Origin of the sequence: Xanthomonas sp. D-109 (assembly GCF_017746095.1) — a bacterium.
Classification (GTDB): domain Bacteria; phylum Pseudomonadota; class Gammaproteobacteria; order Xanthomonadales; family Xanthomonadaceae; genus Xanthomonas_A; species Xanthomonas_A sacchari.
This window is the reverse complement of sequence record NZ_JAGHWV010000001.1, coordinates 151092-169171: the sequence shown is the minus strand read 5'-3', so window position 1 is coordinate 169171 and position 18080 is coordinate 151092. Positions and strand designations below refer to the sequence as shown.

General features: G+C 71.5%; 11 protein-coding genes and 1 pseudogene. 9 read left to right on the top strand and 3 right to left on the bottom strand.

Annotation, left to right across the window (positions count from 1 at the left end; genetic code table 11):
- Window positions 1-114 precede the first annotated feature (114 nt).
- Together J7357_RS00630 and J7357_RS00625 are read right to left on the bottom strand one after the other, a co-directional pair.
- Window positions 115-3669, bottom strand: coding sequence for an ATP-binding protein (locus J7357_RS00630; RefSeq protein WP_209244202.1), 3555 nt, complete (start codon window positions 3667-3669; stop codon window positions 115-117).
- 93 nt (window positions 3670-3762) lie between these two features.
- Window positions 3763-7326 carry an ATP-binding protein gene (locus J7357_RS00625; RefSeq protein WP_209244201.1) on the bottom strand — a complete coding sequence of 1188 codons (3564 nt, stop codon included), beginning with the start codon at window positions 7324-7326 and terminating at the stop codon, window positions 3763-3765.
- A gap of 231 nt (window positions 7327-7557) precedes the next feature.
- Here J7357_RS00625 and J7357_RS00620 point away from each other — a divergent pair, with 231 nt between their 5' ends.
- Genes J7357_RS00620 through J7357_RS00610 form a run of 3 tightly spaced genes read left to right on the top strand, consistent with a single transcriptional unit; the run spans window position 7558 to window position 9371 of the window.
- Entirely contained in the window at window positions 7558-8226 is a 669-nt protein-coding gene (locus tag J7357_RS00620) for a YceI family protein (RefSeq protein ID WP_209244200.1), read from the top strand.
- Window positions 8223-8789, top strand: coding sequence for a cytochrome b (locus tag J7357_RS00615; RefSeq protein WP_017907780.1), 567 nt, complete (start codon window positions 8223-8225; stop codon window positions 8787-8789). Before J7357_RS00620 ends, J7357_RS00615 begins: the two co-directional genes overlap by 4 nt.
- Before the next feature lie 12 nt (window positions 8790-8801).
- Complete coding sequence (locus tag J7357_RS00610; protein ID WP_209244199.1) at window positions 8802-9371, top strand: YceI family protein; 570 nt, start codon at window positions 8802-8804, stop codon at window positions 9369-9371.
- A gap of 77 nt (window positions 9372-9448) precedes the next feature.
- Here J7357_RS00610 and J7357_RS00605 read toward each other — a convergent pair whose 3' ends face one another.
- Complete coding sequence (locus tag J7357_RS00605) at window positions 9449-9688, bottom strand: glutaredoxin family protein (RefSeq protein ID WP_029562272.1); 240 nt, start codon at window positions 9686-9688, stop codon at window positions 9449-9451.
- A gap of 87 nt (window positions 9689-9775) precedes the next feature.
- On the opposite strand from J7357_RS00605, the gene J7357_RS00600 reads away from it, so the two are divergent.
- The 6 genes and pseudogenes from J7357_RS00600 to J7357_RS21485 all read left to right on the top strand — a co-directional run bounded on the left by J7357_RS00600 (window position 9776) and on the right by J7357_RS21485 (window position 18063).
- Window positions 9776-11158 carry an L-serine ammonia-lyase gene (locus J7357_RS00600; protein ID WP_010344168.1) on the top strand — a complete coding sequence of 461 codons (1383 nt, stop codon included), beginning with the start codon at window positions 9776-9778 and terminating at the stop codon, window positions 11156-11158.
- A gap of 195 nt (window positions 11159-11353) precedes the next feature.
- Window positions 11354-14362: a diguanylate cyclase gene (locus tag J7357_RS00595; protein ID WP_343237379.1), complete on the top strand. Its 3009-nt coding sequence runs from the start codon at window positions 11354-11356 to the stop codon at window positions 14360-14362.
- A 68-nt stretch (window positions 14363-14430) separates the two neighbouring features.
- Window positions 14431-15441 carry an alpha/beta hydrolase gene (locus tag J7357_RS00590; RefSeq protein WP_209244198.1) on the top strand — a complete coding sequence of 337 codons (1011 nt, stop codon included), beginning with the start codon at window positions 14431-14433 and terminating at the stop codon, window positions 15439-15441.
- Between the two features lie 429 nt (window positions 15442-15870).
- Window positions 15871-16332 (top strand): annotated as a pseudogene (locus J7357_RS21290) (Ig-like domain-containing protein); the annotation flags it as partial.
- A 297-nt stretch (window positions 16333-16629) separates the two neighbouring features.
- Window positions 16630-17922 (top strand): glycoside hydrolase family 18 protein, encoded by a 1293-nt coding sequence (locus J7357_RS21285; protein WP_343237383.1) that lies wholly within the window; start codon window positions 16630-16632, stop codon window positions 17920-17922.
- Between the two features lie 6 nt (window positions 17923-17928).
- A complete protein-coding gene (locus tag J7357_RS21485; protein ID WP_019801750.1) occupies window positions 17929-18063 on the top strand; it encodes a hypothetical protein in 135 nt (44 codons plus the stop codon).
- Window positions 18064-18080: the final 17 nt, after the last annotated feature.

Genomic DNA, 18080 nt, shown 5'->3' with positions numbered 1-18080 from the left:
GCGGGATGCGCAACCTGCCCCATGTGGGAGGGACTTCAGTCCCGACTGCATGCGGCCTGGAAGGCACCTGCCCTCTGCTGGTCACACCTGCTGCGGATACCGGACGGGTGTGACTTACCCGTCCTCCTCGCTCCTGCTGCCTTCTCCATCTTCTGGCGCCTCCACCGCCTTCGCCAACATCTCGCCCGTCACCGGCTTGCGCAGGAACCCGCTGAAACCGGCGGCACGCGCCTGCGGTTCGGCGTCGGCGTCGGCGCGGGCGGTGACCGCGATTAGCGGCATGGCGTAGCCGAAGGCGCGCAACTGCCGCGCCAGCGCCAGGCCGTCCAGGCCGGGCAGATCCAGGTCCAGCAGGGCGATGTCGAAGTGGCTGGCCGCCGCTTCGGTCAGCGCGGCCAGCGCGTGCGCGGCGTGGGTGACGTGGTGGCCGCGCGCGCGCAGCAGGCCGCCGACCACTTCGGCCACGGTCGGGTCGTCTTCGACCAGCAGGATCCGCCGCGGCGCTGCGGCGCCGGCGGACGCGCTGGCGTCGCGCGGTGCCTGCGGCAGCGGCACCGGCGCCCACGGCAACGGCAGATCGACCACGAAGCGTGTGCCGGCACCGAGCCGGCTGCTCAGGTGGATGCGCCCGCCCATCGCCACCGCCAGTTCCTGGCTGATCGCCAGGCCCAGGCCGCTGCCGCCGTAGCGCGCGGCGGTGCGCGGCCCGTCGGCCTGCTCGAAGCGCTGGAACAATCGCGCCTGCTGTTCGGCATTGATGCCCGGCCCGGTGTCGGCGACCTCGAAACGCACGCCCTGCTGCGGCTGCAACGGCGCCACCCGCAACTGCACGCTGCCGTGCTCGGTGAACTTGATGGCGTTGTTGAGCAGGTTCAGCAGGATCTGCCGCACCCGCGTGGCGTCGCCGCGCGCGGTGACCTGCGGCGGCATGGCGTTGTCCAGGGCGAAGACCAGCCCGCGGCTGCGCGCCATCGGCCCCATCATCGCCTCGAGTTCGGCGATCAGCCGGCCCAGGTCGAACGGCTGCTGCTCCAGTTCCAGGCGCCCGGCCTCGATCCGCGCCAGGTCCAGCGCATCGTTGACCAGACGCAGCAGATGCGAGCCGGCGTCGTGGATCGATTCGGTGTAGCGGCGCTGCTTGGCATCCAGCGAGGTGGCCAGCAGCAGTTCGCTCATGCCCAGCACCCCGGTCATCGGCGTGCGCACCTCGTGGCCGAGCGTGGCCAGGAAGCGGGTCTTGGCCAGCGAGGCCTGCTCGGCCACCTCCTGCTTGTGCACCGCCAGTTGCCAGGCGGCGCGTCGGCGCAGGCGCCGCCGGTACAGGTAGGCGAGCAGCCACAGCGCCAGGGCGGCCAGCGCCGCCAGCCCGGCCATGCCCCAGGGGCTGCGCCACCACGGCGGCAGCACGCGGAAGCGCAGCGTGACCACCTTCGACCACACCTTGTCGGCAGTACGCGCCTGCATCTCCAGGGTGTAGTGGCCCGACGGCAGCCGCGAGAACAAGCGCTCGCCGCTGGCCCCCACGTCGACCCAGTCCGGGTCGTAGCCGCTGAGGCGGAAGCGGTAGGTGTTGGCGTCGGTGTCGGAGAACGACAGCAGGCGCGCGACCACGTGCAGATCGCGGTCGCCTTCCTGCAGCACGATGCGGTCGGCATGCAACAGATCCAGCCCGCGCTCGCCGCGGCGCACGCCGATGCGCTCGATCACCAGCGGCGGCTGCCGCTGCGACGGCACCACCTGCGACGGCTCGAACAGCACCACCCCGTCCGGGGTGCCGCCGAGGATCTGCCCGCTGCGCGCCTGCACCAGGCTGCGGGTCTGGAACTCCTGGTTGGGCAGGCCGTCGTGCACGCCATAGGAGCGGATCGCCTTGCTCGCCGGATCGACCCGGATCAGGCCGCGCATGCTGCTCAGCCAGGCCACGCCACTGGCATCGACCACCAGGCCGTTCGGCGCCAGCGCCGGAAACTCCTGTTCGGCGTCGATGCGGTCGAGCAGGCTCAGCCGGCCGCCCTCCCACAGATAGCGCTCCAGGCAGCCGACGCTGGCCAGCCAGACCACGTTGCCGTCGCTGATCGCCATGGCGCTCAGGGGCCTCTGCGGCGCGCCGGGCACCGGTTCGAACCGCGCGCGCTCCGGGTTCCAGGCGAGCAGGCCGTGCTGCCCCAGCAGCCAGGGCTGGCCCTGCGGCCCGAGGCTGGCCTCCTGCACGGTCAGATCCGCGGGCAACCCGGCGCTTCCCGGCGCCATGTTGCGCAGCACGTGGCCATCCAGGTCGCGCACCTGCACGCCGCTGATCTCGCTGAAGATCCAGAGGTGGCGGTCGCTGCTGAAGACGATCCGTTCCACCTGGTCCAGCATCGCCGCATCGGCGCCGGCGTCCTTTTCCCAACGCCGCACCTCGCCACTGGCCGGGTCGTAGCGCAGCACCGCCCCCCCAGTCGCCGCCCACAGCCGGCCCTGCGGGTCTTCGGCGATCGCGCGCGCCCAGTCCAGACCGAACATCGCCCGCATGTGGCGATGCACGGCGCCGGTGGCCGGATCCAGCTTGTCCAGCACCCCGCGCGTGCCGGCCAGCCACACGCCGCCGTCGCGGGAGGCGGCGGTGGCCAGCACGTAGGGATTGCCCATCGACTCCGGGTCGTCCACCCGGTAGGACAGCACCGAGAACTGCTGCCAGTTGGCCGGCAGGTGCCACAGGCCGGCGTTGGTGCTGGCGAACCACAGGCCGCCTTCGCGGTCCTCGAAGGCCAGCGACCAGTTCGGCTTGACCAGCCCGTGCGCGGAATTGCTGTACAGCGGCACGTTGCGGATCACCCCGGACTCGCTCTCGCGACCCAGCCCGTCCCGGGTGTCGAACCAGCGCGTGCCGTGGCGGTCGTGGATCAGCATGCCCAGGACGCTTTCGCCGGGCATGTTGCGCCAGTACGGCTCCACCACGCTGGCGTCGGCGCGCACCAGGCGCACCCCGCCCAGGGTGGAGACCCACAGCGTGTCGTCGCGCTCCGGGGTCAGCCCCTGCACCTCCGGCCGCGGCAATGCGTCGGCGGCAACGCGCTGGAAATCGTGGCCGGTCCAGCGCGCCAGACCGCCGCGGGTGCCCACCCACAAGGTGCCGTCCGGCGTGGTCGCCAGATGGGTGACGCTGGCCGAGGGCAGACTGCGCGCATCGCCGGGGATCGGCATGAAGCGGCGCAGGCGGCCGTCCGGCTGCAACTGGTGCAGGCCGCCGGAGGAGGTCCCGAACCAGACGCTGCCGTCCGGCGTGGAGGCGATGGTCCACACGGTGGTGGAACCGATCTGCGGATAGGTGCTGCGATCGTAGTAGCGGAATTGGCGGCGATCGGCCGAGAGCATGCCCATGCCGGCGCCGTCGGTGCCGAACCAGACCCGGTTCTGCGCGTCGACGTGGACCGACCAGATCTTGTTGTGGTGCAGGCCGTCCTCGATGCGCCAGATGCGATAGCCGCGTCCGTCGAAGCGGGCCAGGCCGTCGCTGCTGGCCAGCCACAGATAGCCGAGCTTGTCCTCGGCGAAGCCATTGATGCTGTTGGACGGCAGGCCGTCGGCCACGGTCAGCTGGCGCGGCTGCGGGGTCGGCGGCACTGCTGCGCCGGCGACTGCGGACCACGCCAGCAGCAGCCATCCCAAGATCCGTCTCGACCGCATCGCCTCTGTCTCCCCCGACGGGCATCCGTCCCGCGTCACCGGCGCCATCGTCGGCGATAAACGCCGGCGCTGGCAACCGCGGCCTGCATCGGCTCAGAACGGCGGTGGCGCGCCGTCCAGCACCGCGTCGATGGCCGCTTCCAGCATCTGCCCGGTGACCGGCTTGCGCACGAATGCGGCGAATCCGGCAGCGCGCGCGGCGGCCTCGGCCTCACCGTCGGAGCGCGCGGTCACCGCCACCAGCGGGAAGCCATGGCCCATGGCGCGCAACTGCCGCGCCAGCGCCAGGCCGTCGAGCGCGGGCAGGTCCAGGTCGAGCAGGCCGATGTCGAAGCTGCCCTGGCTGGCTTCGGTGAGCGCCTCCAGGCCGTGCGCGGCCCAGGCCACCTGGTGGCCGCGGCCCCGCAGCAATTCGATCATCACCTGCGCCACGGTCGGTTCGTCCTCGACCAGCAGGATGCGCAGCGCGGTGCGCGCGCGCGGCGCCACCGCTGGCGCCGCCGGCTCCTGCGCCAGGCGCCAGCGCAGCGGCAGACCCACGCGGAAACGCGCGCCATGCCCGAGCCGGCTCTCGACCTGGATGCGCCCACCCATCGCCATCGCCAGCTCCTGGCTGATCGCCAGACCCAGGCCGCTGCCGCCCTGGCGCACCGCGGTGCGCGGGCCATCGCCCTGCTCGAAGCGCTGGAACAGCCGCGCCTGTTGTTCGACGCCGATGCCCGGGCCGGTGTCGGCCACCTCGATGCACAACCCGTGGCCGTCCTGCGTCGGCGCGACCGTCAGCGCCACCGAGCCGCTGCTGGTGAACTTGATCGCGTTGCCGAGCAGGTTCAGCAGGATCTGCCGCACCCGCAGCGCATCGCCCTCCACCGTGGTCGGGCCGGGCATGGCGTCGTGCAGATCGAAGCGCAGCCCGCGCGCCTGCGCCAACGGCGCCATCAGGTTGACCACTTCGGCGATCAGCGTCTGCAATGCGAACGGCTGCGACTCCAGGCGCAGGCGCCCGGCCTCGATCCGCGCCAGGTCCAGCGCGTCGTTGACCAGGTGCAGCAGGTGCGTGCCGGCGCGGCGGATCGACTCGGTATAGCCGCGCTGCTTGGGGTCCAGCGGCGTGGCCAGCAGCAGTTCGCTCATGCCCAGCACCCCGGTCAGCGGCGTGCGCACCTCGTGGCCGAGCGTGGCCAGGAAGCGGGTCTTGGCAAGCGAGGCCTGCTCGGCCAGTTCCTGCTTGTGCAGGGCCAGTTCCCAGGCGTGCTGGCGGCCCAGGCGGCGCCGGTAGGCGCGCAGCGACACCAGCAGCAGCAGGCCGGCCGCGGCGAGCAGCCCGACGATGCCCCAGACGCTGCGCCACCACGGCGGCTGCACCTGGAACGGCAGGCGCAGCGTCGGCGACCACGCGCCATTGCGGGTGCGCGCCTGGATCTCCAGCACCTGCGCGCCGTCGGGCAGTTGCGGCAGGGTGCGTTCGCCGCTGGCGCCGGTGCTGACCCAGTCGCGGTCGTAGCCCGGCAGGCGGAACCGGTAGACGATGTGTTCGGGATCGATGTACGACAGCAACCGCACCGCCACGCGCAGGTCGCGATCGTCCGAGCGCAGGGTGAAGTCGCCGCGCGTCGGCAGGCTCAGCAGGCGCGGGCCGCGCCGCACCTGCACGCTCTCCATGCTCAGCGCCAGCGGCACCGGCACCGGATCCGCCTGCTGGGTGTCCAGCAGCGCCACGCTGCCGTCGGCGGCCGCGGCCACCAATACCCCGTCGGCCGTCATCAGCAGGCCGCGCCGGACCAGCTCCTGGCTGCCGAGCCCGTCGCGGGTACCGAACGCGCGCACCGCCGGGGTGCGCCGCGGATCGACCCGGAACAGGCCGCGGCGCATGCCCAGCCACGCGCGCCCCTGCGGATCGGCGACCAGTGCGCTGGACTCGGTGGCCGGCAGCCCGTCGGCCACCGCGTAGCGCTGGCTGCGCTGCCACCTGCTGCCGGTGCGCCGCCACAGTTCCAGCCCGGACAGCCGGTGCACCCACAGCGTGCGCGCGTCGGCGAAGGCGAACGACTGCACTTTCTCACCGGCCAGTTCCGGCGGCGTGCGGAACTGGCCGGCCGCGTCGTCCCACTGCTGGAACTGTTCGGCGGCCACCCACGGCGTGCCGTCCGGCGCCATCGCCAACGCCGCGATGTCGGTGCCGGCCAGGCCGTGCTGGCCGCCGGGAATGTTCTGCAGCACGCGGCCGTCGCCATCGCGCACCTGCACGCCGTAGCCCGGCGCGCCGATCCACAGCCGCTGGCGCGCGTCCAGTTGCAGCCAGGCGAGCGTGCCGTCCGGGATCGCATCGGCCTCGCCGGCAGTGCGGGCCCAGCGCTGCAGCGGGCCGCCGTCCAGCGGGCCACGCAACAGCACGCTGCTGCCACCGATCCACAACGCGCCGCGCGGGTCGTCCAGCACCGACAGCGTGCGTCCGCTGGGCGCGCCATTGGACCAGTGCGGCGCGCTCAGCGCACCGCTGGTGGTATCGAGGCGGAACACGCTGGCGCCGGCGCCGAGCAGCCACACCCCGCCCGCGCGCGCCGGCGCCAGGCCGACGTATTGGTCGGCGGGCAGCCCCTGCGCGGTGCCCAGCACCGCCAGCCGGCGCCAGTCCGGACGCAGGTAGCCCAGGCCGCGGGTCGGCAGCGGCACCCACAGGCCACCCTCGCGGTCGCGCAGCAGCGTCTCCACCACGCTGGCGCCGGACACCGCCGCGCCGCCGGTGTCCACCCGCCGCGCCGGCCCGTCGGCCGGCTTGTGCCACAGGCCTTCGCCGTTGCCGAGCCAGTAGCCGCCGGCACCGTCCTCGGCGATCGCGTTGGCGGCGCGGTGCAGCGCGCCGATCCAGTCCGCACGCAACCAGCGCCCGGCACGGTCGCGCCGGAACAGCCCGGTGTTGCCGCTGAACCACAGGCCATCGCTGAGCCGGGTGATCGACATGATCACCTGCTCCTCCTGCGGCATGCCGTCGTCGATGCGGTAGGCGCTGGCGTGGCGGCCGTCGTAGCGCACCAGGCCCTTGAAGGTGCCCACCCACAACACCCCGGCGTCGTCGAAGGCCAGGGTCAGCACCGCGCTGTCGAGCAGCGCGTCCACCTTCGGGTCGCCGGCGCGGATGCGCTGCACCCGGCCATCGTCGCCCAGCCGGTACAGGCCGCCGCGGTAGGTGCCGAAGAACACCGCATCGCCGCGGCTGGCGATGGCGAACACCTCGTCGCTGCGCATCGCCGGCTGCGTGGCCATGTTGAAGTGGCGGAAGCCGCGCCGGTCCGCGCCGAGCATGCTGAGGCCGCCGCCCTCGCAGGCCACCCAGATGCGGTCGCGCGCGTCGATGTGCAGGTCCTGCACGTAGTTGCAGCGCAGCGAGGCCGGATCGGCCGGGTCGTGGCGCCAGACCCGGAACTCGCGCCCGTCGTAGCGGGCCAGGCCGTCGCCGCTGGCGATCCACAGATACCCGTCGCGGTCCAGCTGCAGCCCCGAGATGTCGCTGGACGGCAGCCCCTGCTCGCTGGAGAACACCCGGAAGCGCGGCAGTTGCGGCACCCCGGCCCAGGCGTCGGCGCAGACGCCGGCCAACGCCAACAGGCAGGCCAGCCCCCAGCAGCGCCACCGGCGTGGGGGATGCGGGATGGGCATGGACATCGGCTCCGGCAAAGGACGTCGGCGGATGAACACCGGCGCACTGCCGGGGCCGGACGCGCGGGGCGGCCGCTCCGTGTGCCGCTCGCCGCGGCAGCGTTCTTATACCGCGCGGCCGCGGAAAAATCACACCTGTCGCGGCGTGCAACGAACCGTTACGTGGCGCAGGTACGCAGCCGGGCCGGACTGTGACTAGAATCCGGCGACCCTCCCAGCGCGGCCCGCTTCATGCTCAAACCCTCTCTCGTGGCGCTCCTGCTGGCCTTGCCGGGCGCCGCCCTGGCCGCGCCGGCGCAGTACGCGCTGGACCCGGTACACACGCGGGTGCTGTTCGCGATCGAGCACGCCGGCTTCTCCAAGGCGCTGGGCACCGTGTCCGGCAGCACCGGCACCCTGGTGTTCGACCCGGACGACTGGCGCAGCGCGCGGCTGCAGGCGCGGGTGCCGTTGCAGCGGCTGGACCTGGGCGATGCCAAGTGGAACCGCGCCGCGCTGGCGCACAACCTGCTCGACGGCGACCGCTACCCCGAGGCGCAGTTCGTCTCCACGCGCGTGGAGCCGATCGACGCGCAGCACGCCAAGGTGATCGGGCAACTGACCCTGCACGGCGTCACCCGCGAGGTGACCCTGGACGTGACCCTGAACGCGGTCAAGCGCCATCCGCTGCCGCCGTTCCGCCGCACCGCCGGCTTCTCCGCCACCACGACCCTGCAGCGCGCCGACTTCGGCATCAGTGCCTGGCCGTCGGTGATCGGCGGCACGGTCGAGTTGCGCATCGAGGCCGAAGCCACCCGCGAAGGCGGCGCCAAGGCCGAGCCGGATCCGGCACCGGGCACCGCGCCCGCCACTCCCACCGACACCACCACCGCGCCGAATGCGCAGGACGGCACGCCATGAGCGCCCGCAACACCCCCGACCGCTGGGGCAGCGTCAGCCAGACCCTGCACTGGCTGATCGCCGCCCTGATCCTGCTGCTAGGCGTGGTCGGCCTGACCATGGGCGAGCTGCCGAAGACGCCCAAGTATTTCTGGGTCTACACCGCGCACAAGTCGCTGGGCCTGACCGTGCTGGCGCTGGTGATCGTGCGGCTGGGCTGGCGCCTGTACGCCGGTGCGCCCAAGCCGGTGCCGGGCACGCCCGGCTGGCAGGAGCGCATCGCCGACGCCACCCACGCCTTGCTGTACGTGATGATCTTCGCCATCCCGCTGTCCGGCTGGCTGTACGACTCGGCCAGCGGCCTGCGCCCGTTCCGCTGGTTCGGCCTGGTCGCCGTGCCCAAGCTCAGCGCCCCGAACGAGCATCTGCGCGACCTGTCGCACACGGTGCACGAATGGGGCTTCTGGCTGCTGATCGCGGTGGTCCTGGCGCATGCCGGCGCCGCCTTCTACCACCACCTGTTCCAACGCGATGCCACCCTGGCGCGGATGTTGCCGCGCGGCTGGCTCACCCCCAAGTCCTGAGGAGCTGTTTCGATGTCCACCCGTTTCGCGTCCCCCGCCGCCGTCGCCGCCAGCCTGGTGGCCCTGCTCGCCGCCGCCCCCGCGGTACGGGCCGCCGACTATGTGCAGGCCCCCGGCTCCACCCTCGTGTTCGCCAGCAAGTACGACGGCGAAGTGTTCACCGGCCAGTTCCCCGGCTTCGACACCAAGCTCAGCTTCGACCCGGCCAACCTGGCCGGCGCCAAGCTCGACGTCACCATCCCCCTGGCCGGCGCCAAGAGCGGCAACAACGACCGCGACTCCACCCTGCAGGGCGCCGACTTCTTCGACGTGGCCAAGTTCGCCACCGCGCACTACCGCGCCGACAAGTTCCGCGCGCTGGGCAACAACCAGTACGCCGCCGACGGCACCCTGGAACTGCGCGGCGTGTCCAAGCCGGTGACCCTGACCTTCACCTGGACCCCGGGCGCGCAGCCGGTGCTGGCCGGCAAGGCCACGGTCAAGCGCCTGGACTTCGGCGTGGGCGGCGGCGACTGGGCCGACACCAAGACCATTCCCAACGAAACCGCGATCAGCACCAAGGTGGTGTTCAAGGCGAAGTGATTCGCCACAGGCCGCGGGCGCGCGGCCGCTGAGCGGCGGATTTCCTCGTCGGGTCCGCCGCTTTTTTTATGCGCGTCTTACACGCGTTCGGCCGCAGCCGCCAACCAGGCACGCACGCCGTCCGCATCGAACGGCCAGTCCAGTTCGCGCCCGTCTGCGGCGCGCAGCACCGGCACGCGCACGCCGTAGCGCGCCTCCAGCGCGTCGTCGTCGTCGATGAAAACGCTTTCCAGGTCGGCCACGCGCGCCTGCGCCAGCACCTGCAGGGCCTGGTCGCACAGATGGCAGTCGTCGCGCTGGTACAGGGTGAGGGACATGCTCGCGTCCAATGCTGCGCTGCGGACCTGTGCCGCGCGCCGGAAGCATAGAATAGACGGTCTTTCGCCCACCCCCTCGGCACGCGCATGGCTGTCAGTACCTTCGACCTGTTCAAGATCGGCATCGGGCCGAGTTCCTCGCACACCGTGGGGCCGATGCGCGCCGCCGAACGCTTCGTGCACCGCTGGCTGTTCGACCAGGGCCGTCTGCAGGACGTGGTGCGGGTGCGTGCCGAAGTGTTCGGCTCGCTGGCCCTGACCGGGCGCGGCCACGGCACCGACAAGGCGGTGCTGCTGGGCCTGGAAGGCCAGCGCCCGAACCTGATCGATCCGGACATCATCCCCGGCGCGCTGGAGCGCATCCGCGGCAGCAAGCGCATCAACCTGCTCGGCCAGCACGAGATCGCCTTCGACGAGAAGCGCGACCTGGCGATGAACAAGCGGCAGAAGCTGCCGTACCACACCAACGGCATGCGCTTCACCGCCTATGCGGCCAACGACGAAGTCGTCGCCACGCGCGACTACTACTCGGTCGGCGGCGGCTTCGTGGTCAACCAGGACGACGCCGCCGACGACCGCATCGTCGCCGACGAGACGCCGCTGCCCTACCCGTTCAAGAGCGGCGACGAACTGCTGGCGCAGGCCGCGCGCAGCGGCCTGAGCATCGCCGCGCTGATGTTCGAGAACGAGAAGTGCTGGCGCAGCGAGGACGAGATCCGCGCCGGCCTGCGCGAGATCTGGGGCGCGATGCAGGCCTGCGTGACGCGCGGCATCCGCGAGGAAGGCACGCTGCCGGGCGGCCTGCACGTGTCGCGGCGCGCACCGGCGCTGTACCGCGAGCTGTCGTCCAAGCCGGAAGCGGCGATGCGCGATCCGCTGACCACGCTGGACTGGGTCAACCTGTACGCGCTGGCGGTCAACGAAGAGAACGCCGCCGGCGGCCGCGTGGTCACCGCGCCCACCAACGGCGCGGCCGGGATCATTCCGGCGGTGCTGCACTACTTCGACCGGTTCTGCCCGGGCGCCGACGAACAGCGCGTGTTCGACTTCCTGCTCACCGCCGCGGCGATCGGCATCCTGTACAAGGAAAACGCCTCGATCTCCGGCGCAGAAGTCGGCTGCCAGGGCGAGGTCGGCGTGGCCTGCTCGATGGCCGCCGGCGGCCTGGTCGCCGCGCTCGGCGGCAAGCCAGGGCAGATCGAGAACGCCGCCGAGATCGGCATGGAGCACAACCTCGGCCTGACCTGCGACCCGATCGGCGGCCTTGTGCAGATCCCGTGCATCGAGCGCAATGCGATGGGCGCGGTCAAGGCGATCAACGCCAGCCGCATGGCGATGCGCGGCGACGGCAAGCACAAGGTGTCGCTGGACAAGGTCATCCGCACCATGCGCGACACCGGCCGCGACATGCAGGACAAGTACAAGGAAACCAGCCGCGGCGGGCTGGCGGTGAACGTCATCGAGTGCTGAGCCATCCCGATGGACGCTGGCCCACCCGATCACCAGCGTCCTGACTGCCGCGCGCATCAAGATCCGCGCGGCGTTGCCGCTAACGACAGAGACGTCGGCCGATCCGGCATTGGCATGCTCTTGCGGTTTCCATACGCCTCCTGGCGCCTGCTGGCGCTACAGCTGGCCATGCTCTCGACAGCGTGGAGCGCGTGTGTGCCGCAGGCGCGGGCATTGCAGCCGGACAAGCAGTTCAACCACTACGAGCGCGAAGGCTGGGGCCTGGACCAGGGCCTGCCGCAGTTGAGCGTGCAGGCGTTCGCGCAGGACCGCCAGGGCTATCTGTGGATCGGCACGATGGGCGGGCTGACCCGCTTCGACGGCGTGCGCATGACCTCGTTCAACGAGGGCGCGCCGGCGCACCTGCCGGGCAACCTGATCAAGGCGCTGCACGTCGACCCCGCCGGCACGCTGTGGGTCGGCACCTACCGCGGCCTGTCGCGCTACCGCGACGGGCGCTTCGCCACGCTGCTGCCACAGGATCCGCAGGCGCCACTGCTCAACATCGAGGCGATCGCGACCGATGCGCACGGCACCGTGCTGGTCGCGGCGCAGGATGGCGTGTACGCGGTGCAGGGCGATCGCCTGCAACTGCGCCACCGCATCGCCGGCGGCGCCTCTGCGCTGTTGCCGCGCGCCGACGCAATATGGGTGGGCACGCGCGGCGAAGTGCTGCGCTTCGTCGCCGGCCAGGACGCGCCGGTGTCGCTGCCGTTGCCGCAGGAGGCCGCCACGCTGCCGGTGCAGCATCTGCTGGAGGCGCAAGGCACGCTCTGGGCCGGCACCCGCGACGGCCTGCTGCTGCGCCGCGACGGGCGCTGGCAATGGCTGCCCGACCCCGCCGGGACCAGCCGGCGCGCCGTGCTGGCCCTGTTCGAGGACAGCGACCGCAACCTGTGGGTGGGACAGCCCGGCGCGCTGCTGCGCGTGCGCGATGGCGCCATCGTCGAACGCACCCCGGAAAACAAGCCGAACGTCGGCGTCAACGCGATCTTCGAGGATCGCGAGCGCAACCTGTGGCTGGGCAGCAGCTGGAACGGCGCCACGCGGCTGTGGAACGGCTGGACCCGTCGCTACAGCACGCACGAGGGCCTGGACGATGCGCTGGTGTGGACCCTGGCGCGCGATCCGGACGGATCGCTGTGGGCCGGCACCGACAGCGGCCTGTCGCAACTGCGCGATGGCCGCTACCAGCCGGTGCTGACCCTGGCGCAATTGCACAACGAAGCGCCCTACACCTTGCTGGCCGAGCCCGGACAGCTGTGGATCGGCACCCGTCACGGCGCCGCCCTGTACCGCGACGGCCGGCTCGGCCAGCCGGCCTGGCTGGCGCCGCTGCGCGACCTGCAGATCAGCGGGATCGTCCGCGATCGCGCGCAGCGGCTGTGGCTCGCCAGCACCGACGGCCTGTTCCGCGCCGACGGCACGCGGCTGCGCCGCTACGGCACGGCCGAGGGCCTGCGCGATCCGCGCGTGCGGCTGATCCACGAGACCCGCGACGGGCGCCTGTTGATCGGCGCGCAGTCGGGCCTGTACGAACTGCGCGGCGAGCGCCTGGTCGCACTGGCGCCGCCGGGCTCGGCGCTGGCCAGCGCCGACATCACCGCGATCCACGAACTGCCCGGCGGGCAATGGCTGGTCGGCGCCCTCAACGAGCAGCTGTGGCTGTTCGACGGCACGCACTGGTACGCGTTCGGCGAGCAGGACGGGCTGCCGGTGAACGCCGCGTTCTTCATCGCCGACGACGGCCGCGGCGCGATCTGGGTGGCCGGCCTGCGCGGGGTCTACCGCGTGCGCCTGGCCGACCTGCAGCGCCACGCAGCCTCGCCGCAGGCGCCGCTGAATGCCGAACTGATGCTCACCGAACGCGCGCAGCGCCACGGCGGCGTGCAGGGCATGTGCTGCAACGGCGCCGGCAACGGCAAGGGCTTCATCGAGCACGGCACGCTGTGGCTGCCCAGCCGCGATGGGGTGGTCGCGCTGGACACCGCCGGCATCGTCAAGAATCCGGTGGCGCCGCAGCCGGTGGTGGAGCGGGTACGTGCGCTGGGCCTGTGGCTGACGCCGCAGGCGCTGCCCACCCCGCTGCCGGACGCCGCGCGCGACCTCGACTTCGAGTTCACCGCCGCCTCGTTCCAGGCGCCGCAGAACGTCGAACTGCGCTACCGCCTGCGCGGCTACGACCGCGGCTGGCGCAGCCTCGACGACATCCGCCAGCGCTCGGTCAGCTACACCAACCTGCCCGGCGGCGACTACGTGTTCGAAGTCACCGGCAGCAACAACGCCGGCGTGTGGGCGGCAGCGCCGGCGCAGTTGCCGCTGCGGATCGCGCTGCGCTTCCAGGAAACGCCGTTCTACAGGCTGCTGCTGACGCTGGGCGCGTTCGCCCTGCTGCTGTGCGCGGTGGCACTGGCGCGGCTGCACAACCGGCGCCAGCGCGACATCCTCGAACGCCAGGTGCGCGAGCGCACCCAGGCATTGCAGGCCGCCAACCAGCGCCTGCAGGAGGCCAGCTTCACCGACGAGCTGACCCAGTTGCGCAACCGCCGCTACCTGTCGCTGCACATCCCCAGCGACATCGCGCTGTACCGGCGCATGGCCGCCACCGACGAGGACATGCTGTCCTCGGGCATGCTGTTCGCGCTGATCGACATCGACCATTTCAAGTCGATCAACGACAGCGGCGGGCACCACACCGGCGACGCGGTGCTGCAGCAGATGGCGCAGCTGCTGGTGCGGCTGACCCGCGAGAGCGACTACGTGGTGCGCTGGGGCGGCGAGGAATTCCTGCTGGTGCTGCGCTCGGCGCCGCGCGAAAACCTCACCATGGCCGCCGAACGGCTGTGCCGCTCGGTCGCCGCGCACCCGTTCGTGTTCGACCACGGGCGCCAGGGCCGGGTCACCTGCTCGATCGGGCTGGCCGAATTCCCGTTCGTGCACGACCCCGACAATCTGCTCGGCTGGGAGCAGTTGCTGGTGCTGGCCGACCGCGCGCTGTACCAGGCCAAGGCCAAGGGCCGCAACGGCTGGGCCGCGTACCGGCCGGTGCTGGGCGCGCAGGCCGAACAGGTGTTGGCGGCGCTGCAGGAGCCGCTGGCGCAGATGCAGCGCCACGCCTGCCTGACCCTGGTGCACAACGGCGGCAGCCTGCCGCCGCCCGCCTGACGCGTTGACGCCTGGCAAGCGCGCGCCGGGCTAAGGTCGTGGTCCTTCACGTCTGCCGTCCCGCTCCCATGCGCCACTGCCTGCTGCTCGCCGCCCTCGCCCTGTCTCCGCCCGCCTCCGCCGCGGCCACCGACGCACCGCCGCGCTACGGCGCGCAACTGGAAGGCTTCGCCTATCCCTACCCGGTGCACTGGTACCGCTTCGACTCGCAGCGCCAGCCGCTGCAGATGGCCTACATGGACGTGGCCCCGACCGGCACGCCAAACGGCCGCACCGTGGTGCTGCTGCACGGCAAGAACTTCTGCGCCGCGACCTGGGAATCGACCATCGCCGCGCTGGTGGCACAGGGCTACCGGGTGCTGGCGCCGGACCAGATCGGCTTCTGCAAGTCGAGCAAGCCGCAGGCCTACCAGTTCACCTTCGCGCAACTGGCGGCCAATACCCATGCATTGCTGCAGCAGGCCGGCGTGCGCCGCGCCGCGATCGTCGGCCATTCGATGGGCGGCATGCTCGCCGCGCACTACGCGCTGCAGTACCCGCAGGACGTGAGTCAGTTGCTGCTGGTGAACCCGATCGGGCTGGAGGACTGGAAGGCCGCCGGCGTGCCGTGGCGTAGCGTCGATGCCTGGTACGCCAAGGAGCGCAAGACCGATGCGGCCTCGATCAAGCAGTACCAGTTGAACGCCTACTACGGCGGACAGTGGAAGCCCGAGTACGACCGCTGGGTGAGCATGCAGGCCGGCCTCTATGCCGGCCCCGGCGGCGATCGCGTGGCCTGGAACCAGGCGCTGACCTCGGACATGGTATTCAACCAGCCAGTGGTGCAGCGCTTCCCGCAACTGCGCGTGCCGACCACGCTGTTCATCGGCCAGCGCGACCGGACCGCGATCGGCAAGGACCTGGCACCGCCGGCGCTGGCAGCGACCCTGGGCGACTACCCGGCCCTGGGCAAGCGCGCCGCCGCGGCGATTCCCGGCGCGCATCTGGTCGCCTTCGACGACCTCGGCCATTCGCCGCAGGTGGAAGCGCCGCAGCGCTTCAACGCCGCGCTGCTCGAGGCGCTGGGCAAGGCGCCCTGATCCCACGTCGCCACGCCATCGTGCCTGCACGGCGGCACGAACGCGTCTTGCCACGCAGCCTGGGTGATCGGGGCGGCGTGCCGGCGGCGACAGCACGTCGCCTGGGCGCTGCACGAACCTGGCCGCCATGCGCCATGCCAGCCCCGCGCCGCGCAAACGCGGATGCACCCGACGCTGCAGCCATTGCGCTGCAGCATCGGTCGTCCATGAAAACGTTGTCATCGCAGTGATTCTGGATACATCTCGCATTCGCCCGAATTGTCTGTTGACAACGTTGTCTCCTGGCCAGAACCCTGCGCCTGCCCGGTCCGCGCACGAACGCCACACGACGTCGGCGCCGAACGCTCCCGGGTGATCGGATCCAAGGAACCAGACAGCGGCGAACCGCCGCTCCTCAGTCGCGTTACCTACCGCATCGGAGGCGTCACCATGAACACGAAATCCGCTGGATCGTGGTTGCTGTTCTGTTGTCTCGTCCTCGCCGGCCTCGTGCCCGGCCAAGCCTCGGCCGCCGCGTGCAGCGGCGTCGCCGCCTGGAACCCGGCCACCATCTACGCCGCCGGCGACACCATGACCTACGCCGGCCACCTGTACCGCGCCAACGGTCCGATCTGGAACACCGCGCCGACCTACTGCACCAGTTGCGGCTGGTACCAGGACCTGGGCACCTGCGACGGCAGCTCCAGCAACCAGCCGCCGAGCGTGGCGCTGACCGCGCCCACGAGCGGCACCCGCTTCGTGGTCGGCACCACCATCAGCTTGCAGGCGTCGGCCAGCGATCCCGACGGCAGCGTGACGCGGGTCGAATTCTTCCGCGGCAGCACCTCGCTCGGCAGCGTCAGCGGCGCGCCGTACACGCTGTCCTGGAGCGGCGCGGCGGCCGGCGACTACAGCCTCACCGCCGTGGCCACCGACAACGCCGGCGCCCGCACCACCTCGGCCGCTGTCGCAATCAGTATCGCGGCGGCGTCGACCGACACCACCGCGCCGAGCGTGCCGACCGGCCTGGCCGCGGCCACGCGCGCCAGCAACGCCATCACCCTGAGCTGGAACGCGGCCTCCGACAACGCCGGCGGCAGCGGCCTGGCCGGCTACGACATCCTTCGCGACGGCAATCGCGTGGGCACGTCCACCACCACCGGCTACACCGATTCGGCGCTGACCGCCGACACCGCGTACGCCTACACGGTGCGCGCCCGCGACAACGCCGGCAACGTCTCGGCCAGCAGCGCCACGTTGAACGTGCGCACCCTGCCCGCCAGCGCCGGCGGCGGCAAGCGTGTGATCGGCTACTTCACCCAGTGGGGCATCTATGGCCGCAACTACCAGGTCCGCGACATCCAGACCAGCGGCGCCGCCGGCTACCTGACCCACATCAACTACGCCTTCGGCAACGTCCGCAACAACCGCTGCGAAGTCGGCGTGACCCAGCCGTCGGACAGCAGCACCGGCGCCGGCGGCGACGCCTTCGCCGACTACACCAAGGCGTTCTCCGCCGCGCAGAGCGTGGACGGCGTGGGCGACACCTGGGACCAGCCGCTGCGCGGCAACTGGAACCAGTTGAAGAAGCTCAAGGCCGCACACCCGGGGCTGAAGGTGCTGATTTCGCTGGGCGGCTGGACCTGGTCGCGCGGCTTCTCCAGCGCTGCACGTGCCGAGAATCGCCAGGCGTTTGTCGCCTCGTGCATCGACGCCTACATCCGCGGCAACCTGCCGGTCACCGACGGCGCCGGCGGCAGCGCGGCCGCGGCCGGCGTGTTCGACGGCATCGACATCGACTGGGAATATCCGGTGGCGTGCGGCATCGCCTGCGGCAGCGCCGAGGACCGGCAGAACTTCACCGCGCTGCTGGCCGAATTCCGCCGCCAGCTCGACCAGGTACGGCCGGGGCTGCTGTTGACCGTGGCGGTCGGCGCCGGCATCGACAAGATCCGCGTCACCGACCCGAACCTGTACGCGCAATACCTGGACTACCTCAACGTGATGACCTACGACTTCCACGGCGCCTGGGATCCGCAGACCAACCACCACTCCGCCCTGTTCGAGTCGTCGGCCGATCCGTCCAGCGGCGACCAGCGCTACTACAACAGCAACGATGCCATCCAGGCCTTCCTCGACCGTGGCGTGCCGGCCGCCAAGCTCAACCTCGGCATCGGCTTCTACGGGCGTGGCTGGACCAACGTGCCCAACGTCAACCACGGCCTGTACCAGAGCGGCAGCGCCGCGGCAGGCACCTACGAAGCCGGCATCGAGGACTACAAGGTGTTGCGCGGCCGCAGCGGCACCGACTACGTCGACGCCCAGGCGCACGCGCACTGGAAGTACGACGGCAGCACCTTCTGGAGCTACGACAACCCGGCACTGGTCACCGAGAAGATGCAGTACGTCAAGACCCAGGGCCTGGGCGGCGCGTTCTTCTGGGAATTCAGCGGCGACTACCAGGGCGAGTTGCTGAAGACCATGGGCCAGGGCCTGCAATGAGCTGAGGTGCCGGCCGTCGCGCAACGCGCGACGGCCGCGCTGCAGCACATGGCGTGCCCGCATCGCATCGGCTTTGCGGGCGATGCCGGCACCACGCTGGTGGGTATCGACGCCAGTCCGAACCGCGACGCCCGCACGTGATGGCGGGCGTCGTTGGC